The 11,174-nt window shown below is 59.4% G+C and carries 7 protein-coding genes; 3 read left to right on the plus strand and 4 right to left on the minus strand.

Features of this window, described 5'->3' with window-relative positions:
• Positions 1–164: 164 nt before the first annotated feature.
• Positions 165–1,931, plus strand: coding sequence for a hypothetical protein (locus JNN07_15375; protein MBL9169120.1), 1,767 nt, complete (start codon positions 165–167; stop codon positions 1,929–1,931).
• Between the two features lie 104 nt (positions 1,932–2,035).
• Here the strand turns inward: JNN07_15375 and JNN07_15380 are convergent, their stop codons facing one another.
• A complete protein-coding gene (locus JNN07_15380) occupies positions 2,036–2,803 on the minus strand; it encodes a hypothetical protein (GenBank protein ID MBL9169121.1) in 768 nt (255 codons plus the stop codon).
• A 172-nt stretch (positions 2,804–2,975) separates the two neighbouring features.
• Here JNN07_15380 and JNN07_15385 point away from each other — a divergent pair, with 172 nt between their 5' ends.
• Positions 2,976–3,332, plus strand: a complete 357-nt coding sequence (locus tag JNN07_15385; GenBank protein ID MBL9169122.1) for a DoxX family protein — start codon at positions 2,976–2,978, stop codon at positions 3,330–3,332.
• Positions 3,333–3,546: 214 nt separating this feature from the next.
• Here the strand turns inward: JNN07_15385 and JNN07_15390 are convergent, their stop codons facing one another.
• Positions 3,547–3,909: a DoxX family protein gene (locus tag JNN07_15390; protein MBL9169123.1), complete on the minus strand. Its 363-nt coding sequence runs from the start codon at positions 3,907–3,909 to the stop codon at positions 3,547–3,549.
• Between the two features lie 801 nt (positions 3,910–4,710).
• Between JNN07_15390 and JNN07_15395 the strand changes: the two genes are divergently transcribed.
• The gene (locus JNN07_15395) at positions 4,711–5,826 is read left to right on the plus strand and encodes a hypothetical protein (protein MBL9169124.1); all 1,116 of its coding nucleotides are present in this window, start codon (positions 4,711–4,713) and stop codon (positions 5,824–5,826) included.
• 242 nt (positions 5,827–6,068) lie between these two features.
• Here the strand turns inward: JNN07_15395 and JNN07_15400 are convergent, their stop codons facing one another.
• Together JNN07_15400 and JNN07_15405 are read right to left on the minus strand one after the other, a co-directional pair.
• A complete protein-coding gene (locus tag JNN07_15400; protein MBL9169125.1) occupies positions 6,069–7,376 on the minus strand; it encodes an NnrS family protein in 1,308 nt (435 codons plus the stop codon).
• Between the two features lie 332 nt (positions 7,377–7,708).
• Positions 7,709–10,771, minus strand: coding sequence for a hypothetical protein (locus JNN07_15405; GenBank protein MBL9169126.1), 3,063 nt, complete (start codon positions 10,769–10,771; stop codon positions 7,709–7,711).
• Positions 10,772–11,174: the final 403 nt, after the last annotated feature.

Below are 11,174 nucleotides of genomic sequence, written 5' to 3' on the forward strand. Positions count from 1 at the left end.
GGCCGACAGGGTGCTAGCAGCATAGATTTGACACAAGGAGCCCGATTTGAGATGAAAGGATAGTCCTAAAAGCAATCCAACGCGGTGCCTCATACCGTCGTGCTCAAGAGCGCCCAGGCGGGGCGTATGACGACGGAGTGAAGCAGCGGTTCTTGCTCTGTATTATGAAGCCGTTAAATCTCATTCCTTCCGGGTCCTTCCTTTTCCTGGCTGCTTTCATCTGCTCCGCTCTGTTCTCCCCAAGCCGCCTTTCAGCACAAATCCACTACACCTGGGTTGGTGGGGGGGGCTTCTGGTCCACACCCGCCAACTGGTTCCCCGCAGGAATTCCTGGTCCTAGCGATTCCGCAACGATCGCGAGCGGAACCCCGCTGCTGGATGCAAGCGCTTCGGTAAGCAACCTCGTGCTCAGCGCATCGAACGGCGGGATCTCAGGCGGCGCTCAGGCTTTCCTGACCGTACTTCACTCGGGCAGTTGGTCAGCCGGATCGATCACTCGAGTGAGGATGACCATCGCCCCGGAATGCACCTTCGTGTTCGAAGGGGGTGCTAAGAGCTACACCGGGGGGGCGGTGACCAACCAAGGGACAATCCGTTGGAATAGCGGGGCTTTGAGCCTGGAGAACAACCAGTATTTCATGAACCGCAAGGACGGTTTGATCGAGGTAACCTTTGGTGGAGCCTGGCTTCAGAACGGAGCGGGAACCTCGATTCTTCATAACGAAGGGACTTATGTCAAAACAGGGAGCGATTCCACCAATTCCATTCGAGTGGTAAGCTTCATCAACTCCGGGACGGTTCGAGCAGCCGACCGGGGCACGATCCGATTCGAAACCCGCACCTTTCAGACCTCAGGCGCGGGAAACGGTTTTGTCGCCGATGACGGTGCCCAGATCGAGTTGCCGGCCGGGCTCTACGAAAACACGCATTTTGCCGGAGTGGGGGTAAAGCGCCTCGACACCGGCAATTTCCAGGCGACCCTGACTGGAGTCATCTCCGCGACCAACCTCATTTACGCAAATGGTTACTGTCGCGGGGCGGCCACTCTGGATGGAACCCTCGAGTGGAGGGGAGGAATCCTCTCGCCCAACCTGACCATTCTTCCTCAGTCGACACTGCTCTTGGCAGGCAATGGTTCGAAAACGCTGGCGAACAGCGGTTTCATCACGAATGCAGGAACCACACGCTGGATAGGTGGCCCATTCAACCTGGAGAATAACTCTACCTTTCACAACCTCCCGACCGGATTGTTTGAGGTCTCGGTTGACGGAAATCTCCTCCAGGCGGGGGCCGGCACCTCCACCTTTCGAAACGAAGGAGTGTATCGCAAGACGTCAACCCGGGGGACGAACACCATCCAGATTGTCGCCTTTGTCCAATCCGGCCGCCTCGAGGTCTTGACGGGCACAGTGCGAGTGGTTGGAAATAGCACGTTCTCGCCCGGCTCGGTCATCCGAACGAGAATCGGAGGACCTGATCCCGGCCAGGACTTCGGCCAACTTCAGGTCACCGGTAGCGCCGCGCTCTCCGGCGCCCTTGAGCTGGAACTGGCCAATGGGTTTACTCCAGCCACCAACCAAACATTTGCCATCCTGACCTGTGGTTCACGGACGGGCACGTTTTCCAGCTTCCAGGGCGGGTTCATCGCGGATGGCTTCTATTTCCGTCCCAGCTACACAACCGCCGCCGTGCAGTTGGAGGTCATCAATGGGGTGGCCCGCCTAGTCAGCCCGACGAAGTTGAATGGGGCCTTTAGCAGTCGCATTCAAGGGGTCATCAACGGTGTTTACCAAATCGAGTCGAGCACCAACCTTGTGGACTGGGCCCCCCTCGGCACCACGATCATCCCGATCGGAGGACTGGCGACGTGGACAGATCCCGCGCCGGCCACCCTTCCGCTCCAATACTATCGGGCGGTTTTCCAGCCCTGACGCCCTGGGGAGAACCGGAATGCAGCATAGATTTACTATCCTAAGTCTGCTGGCTTTAACAATCGCCACGGGCTGGGCTTAGGAATGTGGACGTTGTTCCATTTTCATGGCTTCGTCCACAGCTTCTCCAGCAGTGTCAACATCTCCGGATCGTGCAGCTTCAGCTCGTCCCGGGTGAAGGGAAAGAAGTCGTTGCGCACAAAATAAGCCTCGGTGGCCTCCGCGAAATATTCCATCGGGTTGGTCATCGCGTAGGCACGCTCGCGGGTGTTGGGTTTCCCGTTGCCAAACCACCGTTCGACGAGCTCGTATTTACCACCCGCTTTGGCACGTTCGAAGGCCGCTTTGATGGAGGCGTTCGAAAAGCCATCCTGGAGCACGCGATGGTGATAGCCATGGGCAAGTTCGTGGAGGACGAAGTTCGGCATCCGATTCATCTCTTTTTCGAAGTCGGCAACACCAGAGAACTCAACCGCGCGCGCCATCATCGGATCGCGGCCGTTGGCGCGAAGCCAGCCGGCATCGGGATGATACTCGGCGCCCGTCCGGCTAGGCTGATAGGCGGGTGAGAAATACAAAGGTATTCGCCTCAATTCCTTCACGGCCGTCGGGGGAACCACGCGAACAATCTCATCCAGCATCTTCTGGAGCAAACCCAGCGCATGCTCCGTGGCGTTGCGCTCCGTCTCCAGCAATTTGGTTTGGACAAGCACCTGCCACCCGGAGATATCCCGGATCTCGCGGGGAATGGCCGCCGGGATGGTGGTTTGCGCCTGTCCCGGCGCAGCCTGAATCCAGGAGGCAAGTGCCAAACCGAGGAAGACTACCGTTCGTTTCCCGAGCGCGCCGAAGCTGCGTGAGTGTGGGTGCATACCAGTGGCAATCATTCTAGCTGAAGGTCCATCCACATACAAGGGAACGAGAGCCTTTGCCAGCATGGGGTTGAAAACAGCCTCGCCCGGAATACTCACCCCCCTGCCCCTCTGCTAACCGGAGGTAAGATTCAAGTAGGCACGGGAGGGAGAATGCCCCAAGGTGGCGTCCTTGAATGTAGTCTTGATCCTGTTCTCCGCCCTGTCATTCCTCGCTTATGGGTCGGCGTGCTTCGTGTCCTCACAGATGAGACGAGAGTTCGAACGTTACCACCTCGGATCGCAACGAAAACTGGTGGGTGGGTTGCAGGTCTTGGCGGGGATGGGGTTGTTGGCGGGACTGAGCTATCCGTGGATGGGACAAGCGGCTTCAGCTGGGCTCGCGCTGATGATGATGATCGCAGTCGGCGTCCGCATCAGAATCAAAGACACTCTACTCCAGACCTTACCAGCGCTGATTTACCTGGCGCTGAACGGTTACCTGAGTTTGGGGGCGTTTTGGTCGGAGACATGTCTCCGCGCTCCATAGAGCCACCCAGATACCCACGTCATTGGAGAGCACGAGCGCCCTATGGACCGCGGTGGCACGACACCGCTGTTCCTTCACGCCAGATCATTCCGTCCCATGCAGCCTCTCACAGCGGCTCCTCCAGGGCTTGTAGGCAAACGCTGTTTTGGAAGGCAACTCGACACGTTTTCCGAACCTCACAAGAGCCGTGCCATTGCGTCGGCGGGTGTTGCTGCTAGAAGAGCGCGATGGCGGTACACATCGCGAGAACGCCGATGGCTGGGAGCGACTTTTCGATCGGGTCTTTCACTTTGAGATGCATGACGAACGCTCCCAGCATCAACAATCCCAAGCCGATCGCAGCAGGTCGGGCGAGCGGATGAACCCAAATGGCTATAATGAGGGCGAGCGCAAGGCACACCTTGAGTGCGCCGATCAGGCACATGAACCAGAACGGCAGCCCATAGGCGGCAAATTCTTCGCGGAGGGTCTTAGCCTCGCCCCCACGATACGGGGTCGCCCTGCGGGAGCGGAGCAGCCAGACGTTGAGGATCCCGACGGCTACGATCAACTGCAGAGCAATGAGGAAATAGTGCACGAGATAAAAGGAAAAGTGTGGGGATCGGACAATTCGAATACGGCCCACTATTCTCCCCATCGCAAAGCGCCACAAGCGAATTCCTCCACCCGAGCCAAAGCGAAGCGTGATCCGTGATCAGAATTGCCGCATTCAAGTTCCCTCCCACTCCATGACGCAAGGACTCCAGCCTGAAACGACTCGCCGCTGATCGCGGCAAACTGACAAGCTGTAGGAGATTCTCACCTTGTTCGCCTTAGTACCTGAATCCGAAGCCGAGAACCCGCAGGGCTCAAAGAGATTAGCCGGGGCGTGGAGCGCAGCGACACCCCCGGTCTGTCGCCCCCTATTGAACAGCACCCTGAAAGGCGTGCCACCCGTCGGCGAACAGACTGACGAACAGATTCGGTTCCTTGAGTAGGGATGACGCAAGTCTCAGGAGCCGGTGGCATCGCTGCGCGATGCTCCGTACTTTTCACAGTTCCGGGGGTGCGAGCACCCCCGGCTAAATTTCTTTGAACCCTGCGGGTTCGGGCTCCCTAACACCAAGGTGAGAACCTGCCATATTGCCCAGCTTGTCTAGTATCGATCTCTAGCGGCAAGGATGATGTCCTGCCACCGGGATCAGATGTTCCAGCACGCAGTGCCTCCTCGTAGCAAACGCCGCCGGCGCGATGCCATGAGGTTCCCGCACCTCACAACAGCCCGTGCCATCGCGCTGGCGGTGTTTGCTGCGAGGCCGCGAACACAAAGGCATCGACTTTCCTCGATCGACAGCTCTAGGTTAGCCGACAAAAGTAGCGTTCATACCCGCTAAGCTCTATGGCTACCCCGACAACATCGGTTGGATTGGCAGGCCCCGATTCGAGAATCCCAACCACACCCCGCCCGACTCGTCTCACGAGCGCCCGGATTCTGCGGGCGGCCGCGCTGTTACTGCTGTGCTCGGCCACGCCGATGCCGATCCAGGCTCAGGAAGACAGAGCGCATCCGTTCTCCGTCGAGGAAACAGCAGAACGCATCACACTGCGTGGATCGGTGCTGGAAGCGTCCATCAAGAAAAAGGGTTACGTGAGCGGAGTGGAAGCAGGCAGCCTTCTGGATAAGAAAACCGGCGCGCGCGACCTCGGCTTCGGCCTGGACATTCAGGATTGGATCATGGAGCCGGGCAGCGATGCGGCCTATCGCAGCCAGTTAACTGGCGATCTGCCCTACGACTTCAACAACGCCTATCACGGCAAGACACCCAAGCGCAGCATCGAGGGACCCCAAATTTGCACCCAAGCCAAGGAGCTCCAGCCACGAGTAATCCAGGGTCGGGACTTTGTCGCGGTCGAGCAACGTTGGAACTATACCATCGCCGCTCCGGGCAAGCAGACGGGCTCAGAATGGAAGCAGACCCTGGTCTTCCCCGCGGGCAAGCGATATTTCATCTCATCCGACCGCATTCTGAGTCGCAACGCGGGCGATGCTCTTTTCTTTCGACAGGACCTGCCGGGACATCTGAAGCACACACGCGGCGACACGTTCAGCGAGATCTACCTGAGCTACCGCGGAAGGATTCCCGCCACCGAGTTCTTCAACGATTTCGCGCCGGACGAGAAGTTCAATTATCGACGCGACCGCGATGGCGTCCCTCAGCGCATGATCCGCGCCTATCGCACACGCGACCCGAAGACGGGCGCGGACGGTCCGTGGCTAGCCGGCATGGTGCTCAACCCTAGCGATACCTCAGAGGCCTGGTGTCATCAACGCACCGGCTATGTGTGCTTCATCCATGAGATCGGTGAGCGACCCGTGAAAGCCGGCGAGTCGTTCGGCGGAGCCTTCGTCATCGGTTGGTTCGACAGCATCGAGGAGATGGAGCGCGTCTATGATCAATACCGAGGTCACAGCGCGCTCGATGTGAACGCAGAGGGCTGGAAGTTAAAAAAGTGACGCAGGAGCGAAAAGCTGCCACCCCCCGCTAGGGCCATGGGAGGAAGGAGTTGATCGGCTAAACGCTCATCCACTGTTCCTGTTAACTTCGTTCCGTTTCGTGTTTCGAGGCACCGAAGCGTGCGATCGGTTCATGGGAAGAACCGCAACCTCAGCGATTCTCAATTTCGCGGCTCCTACCCATTCTGGGCGGGAAGTTACTCGCAAACTTTGTCGAGTTGCCTGGAAAACCGGCGTTCCCCTCAGCCCTCGGGGTCGGGACGCATGACCCCCGGCAGCACCCAGCACGCCCAAAGGATCAATCCGGCGACCCACGCGAAGGCCGCATAGAGATAATGGCTGATCTGAATGTGGGGTAGGAACTCTCCTGACACCCGCGACAACAGCCCCAGCAGGACCAAAGTCAGAACTGACAGAAGAACAGGATGAGTCCGTTCAAGTCGGCTACGTCCTCCGCTATGACCCAGGACAACCCGCGTGGCCACGCCCAAGGTGATGAGTCCGAATCCTCCCATCAATTCGAAGTGAAGCAGCCCGACACGGGCTCCGGGCAGCCAAGCGGCGGCGAGAATGCCCACCGGAATGCAACCGAGACCGGTGAGAAGCAGCGGATGCACACCGCTCCAACTCCAGCGTAAGCGCTCCACAGGAATGTGGTAGCAGAAGAAGGCAGTGACACAGGCTCCCCGAACCATGGCCGCCCACACCGGCCAACCCAGCGCCTCCATCCCATAGCTCAACAAGGCAAGGAACGCTGCCACCTGCGCGGCGTGCAGATCCATCCGACGAAAGGACGCCGCTTGCGCCTCGTCGCTGGCCTTCCTCCGAACGCCGGTTCCGAGAAACCGCGGCAGCAAAAACCCGCCCGCACCCATCACGGCGAGGAGGATGAACGCATGATAGCTCAGAAGTTTGCCGAGCAGAACGAGCTGGAAAGGGGTCTCCCACCAGCGGGAGGCCGCCTGCAACGCTAAGCCGGCGATCGCTGAAAGAAAACCGAAAGCGACGAGAATGAAGGTCGCCGGAAGTTGGGTCTTCCCGGAATGGCAACGCGCTCGTAGCAAGAAGAACAGGCTCCCCAAGCCCAGGACGAAGAGGATGTCTCCCCATCCATTGGATCCGAGAGTGTTGGCTATCACGCTTCCCGTGAACCCAGTCAGGAGCAGTCCCACCTCCCGTGCATTGAACGGCCGGGAATCTACCAACCGCGGCATGGCGGTGCCCATGAACCCCAAAATGAATCCTCCAAAGAATCCATGGATCATCAACCGGGCATGGCTGGGACCGGGATAGTTCTGGATCCAACCCCAAATCATGGCCGGCCAAAGCAACACCCCCAGCACACCCGCCAGCGTAGCCAGCGGGAAAAACAACCGGAAAGGCTCCGCACACAACTCCCGCCCATTGACCCACTTTCGCGCCGAGGAGGCCTCGTTAGGGTGCAGTCGCTTATCTCGGCTGGGACAGCGCTTCGGCCCTGGACGTTCCTCCGAGCTGCTCAAAGGCAGCGAGTTCAAGGAAGAAGGTTGAGTGAGCGGACGCGTAGACATAGTTCATCCCCCGCCGATGCGGAGACTCATCCAGCATAAGGGGGGCGTGCGAGCGCAGAAGCACCAGATTTGCGCAGAACCCACCAATCCTTGGCTTTCATTACTGCGGCGGGAAGAAGGTCCGAACCCGCAGGCAACCGGCCTGACGAACGAACGGATACGGTTTCCTGATGACGGTTGATGCTCGCCTCAGGAGCTGGTGGCATCGCTGCGCGATGCTCAGAGATTCTGCGGATTCCGGGGGTGCCAGCACCCCCGTCTAATGTCTGTGAACCCTGCGGGTTCAGGCTCCTTCCGCCCAGGAGCGACCGATGAATCGCTGAATATCGGACTCAGTCCTGGATCACAACGTTATCACCCAGCCCGCCATCTAAGACATCAAGTCCGGGTCCGCCGAGTAGCACGTCATCATTGTCACCGCCCACGAGGATGTCGTTGCCGGCACCCCCGATCAAAACGTCGTTACCAGGACCGCCGTCGGCCCTAAGCTGGATCGCCCCGGCAACCAGGCCCGAGCCCTCCACGACATCATCGCCAGCTAGCGCATTGACCGTCACGCGATCCACGGCAGCCTCTGCGCCCGTGATGTTGACTTGGGTGCTGAGACCCACAATAGAGACTCCGGTGGCGCCACCCGTGAGCACGATCACATCGTCGGCCGCTGTACCCTGCACCAGCACGGCGTCCGCCTGTCCATCCCCGGTAGTTCCGCCGTTCACTCCTGACAGGTTCAGGTTGACCGAGGTCACGTCGGTGCCCGCCAGATCGCCTACAGTAATGACATCCGCACCTCCCAACGCGTTAAAGTCGATGATCTCGGTGTCGTTCAAATCCATCACCACATTGGCAATGTTGCGGAAGAACGTGATTCGCCCGCCATTCGCCGAGACGCCGATGTTCTCCGCAATATTGGCTCCATTGAAAAGCAGCCGGTCCGTGCCCGCCTGCCCTTCAATGGTGTCGTTGTCATCGCCGGGATTCCAGACGAAGGTATCGTCGCCGGCTCCCATCAGCGCGGTGTCAGTGCCGTCGCCGCCAGTCATCAAATCGTTGCCCGCGCTGCCCCGGAGCAAATCGTTGCCGAGTCCGCCATTCATCGTGAGTTGGAGGGCCGAAGCCTCCAGCGCAGAGGCGTCCAGAACATCGTCTCCACCGAGCCCATTAAGGGTGAGACGGTCGTTCGCCGGTTCGGCGGACAACACGTTGACCCCGGTGTGCAGCCCGAAAATACTCACGCGTCCGGCGTTGCTCCGAACGCCAAAGGTATCCGCGCCTTGGGTGCCGTTCACCGTGACCGTGTCAGCCGTGCCGTCCCCTGCGCCGCCGGCTCCCCGCAGATCAAGCCCGATGGCGGTCATATCCGTGCCGCTCAGGTCACCGATGACGATGCCGTCGGCGCCCCCGAGCGCACGCAGCTCAAGCGTCTCCACATCGTTGAGATCCATCGTCACGTTGGCTACATCGCGAAAGAACACCACGCGACCGCCGTTGGCCGCGACATCCACGTTCTCCGCAGCGTTGGAGCCAAAGAACAGCAGTGTATCCACTCCATCTTGCCCCTCAACCGTGTCGTTACCGTCCCCAGGATCCCACTGAAACACGTCGTTGTCGGAGCCCATGAAGGCGACATCGTTCCCGTTGTCGCCAAAAATGAAGTCGCTCCCGGCACCACCGAAAAGGACGTCGGCCCCTTGGGATCCCAGCAGCCTGTCTTTGTCGGCACCACCATCGATCGTCAACTTGATGACACCGGCCGGCAAGGTGGTCGCAGTCACGGTATCGTCTCCACCCAGAGCGTTCACAACGAGCGAATCGTTGGCTCCCTCCGAATGGGCGATTCGGACCTGAGGCGTCAGCCCGAGGACTGACACCGAAGACCCCGCGCCAAGGATATCGAGCGGGTCGGGGCTATTGCTGCCGTTGACAGTCACAATATCCGCCGCACCGTCGCCCGCCGAGCCGCCAATAACACTCGCCAGGCTGACGTTAACAGTGCTCAGACCCGTCCCCGACAGACTACTTACGGAGACATTATCCGCACCACCCAACGCGTTAACGTCGAGAGTTTCGACCCCGTTGAGGTCCATCACGATGTTACCCAAATTGCGGAAAAACCGCACGCGGCTGCCGTTGACCGTCACGTCAAAGATCTCATTGGCGGCGCTGCCGTTGAAGAGCAGTTTATCCGTCCCCGCCTGACCTTCGACGGTGTCGCTCCCATCGCCCGGATCCCACTGAAACGTGTCGTCACCCGCGCCCAAAAGCGCCACGTCGTTACCTTGTTGACCGTCGATCACATCGTTGTTGTCGCCCCCCAGCAGCACGTCGGGTCCATTGCTTCCGAGAATCGTATCGTCACCTGAGCCGCCATCGACGGTGATCTGGATTAATGCGGCCAGGTTGCCGACCGCCGAAAAAGAATCATTTCCTCCATTCATGTTGACCACGAGGTTCTCTGAGGTGCCGATGTCGATGGAGAAGGGCGCGGGGTTGATCCGATCGAAGCGCACGCGCGCGCCGTTAGCCGTGGTGGTGAACTGTTCTGCACCGTTACCGCCGTTGACCTCCACCGTGTCGGTTCCGGTGCCGCCCTCGTTACGATCCGTATCGTCGCCCGGATTCCAGACCAGACGATCATTGTCCTCATCGCCATTCACCTGATCGTCGGCATCACCGCCCACCAGCGTGTCGTTGCCGGAACGGCCAAACAAAACATCGGATCCGCCCTTGCCGAGCAATGTGTCGTTGCCGGGACCTCCATCGAGCAGGTCGACGCCGGAACCCCCGGTGAGCGAGTCGTTGCCCGCTTCGCCGAACATCTCGCTTTTGGGGAGCGCGCCGTTCGCTTCGTCGAGTGTCAAGACATCGTCCCCTTCCCGACCGAAGATGCGAATCAGCACCGTATTGGCGACTGTGGGGGAGCCACCGGTGACGGCAACAGCGCCGCCGTTCACTCGGATTGCGCCAGCAGCATTCCGACTCACGGTGATCGCGTTGACCTGGGCGTCGCCTAGGATGGTTAGAATTCCGGTCGAAGGATTGAAGCTTGCCGTGAGATTTGCCGGTGTCGGGAGGCGGTTGACTCGGTAAAAATTACGATTCAGTCGGCCGATGGGGTTCGTAACGAAGAACAAGGATCCGCGACCAGTGAGCACCAGACTGGAATCGACCCAGTTCGACAGGACGGTGCTCGACTGCACCTGGTAAGGAACCCCATTGGAGGCAAACCAGTTCAGAACGATGTCTCGATTGGCCCGGGTGATGCCGACGCGCAGATCGGGGTCAATGCCTTGGGCTCCGATCCAGCCGGACGAACTCACGAGTAGGAGGAACAGCCAACCTGAACTCACCCTACGCCACAGCCTGACCCAGCCCAGCATTTCCTTAGATTTCACTCAACCATTCTTACTGATATCTGTGCGTTTCGGCAATGAAACTTAAGGAGCATTCGCTCCTGCGAGTTCGACACAGCCCTGAAGGAGACGTTGTGGCTCACCCCGAACACGAGGCGGGGACCCCGAACCTGCTGAAGCAGGAACTCCATGCGCCCGGACGCGTGTTTTGTTTGGTCAACTCGCGAATGTGTTGTCGCTCTATGGAGTGCGGCAGACCTCTCTCATCTTTGCCTCCAGAAATTCGGACTAGACAAGCTGTAGAAGATCCTCACTTCTTCGCATGAGTTCCTGAGGCCGAAGCCGAGAACCCTCAGGGTTCAAAGAGTTTAGCCGGGGTGTGGAGCGCAGCGACACCCCCGGTCTGTCGTACCCCTATTCAACAGCACCCTGAAAGGCGTGCCAC

The organism is Verrucomicrobiales bacterium (assembly GCA_016793885.1).
Classification (GTDB): domain Bacteria; phylum Verrucomicrobiota; class Verrucomicrobiia; order Limisphaerales; family UBA11320; genus UBA11320.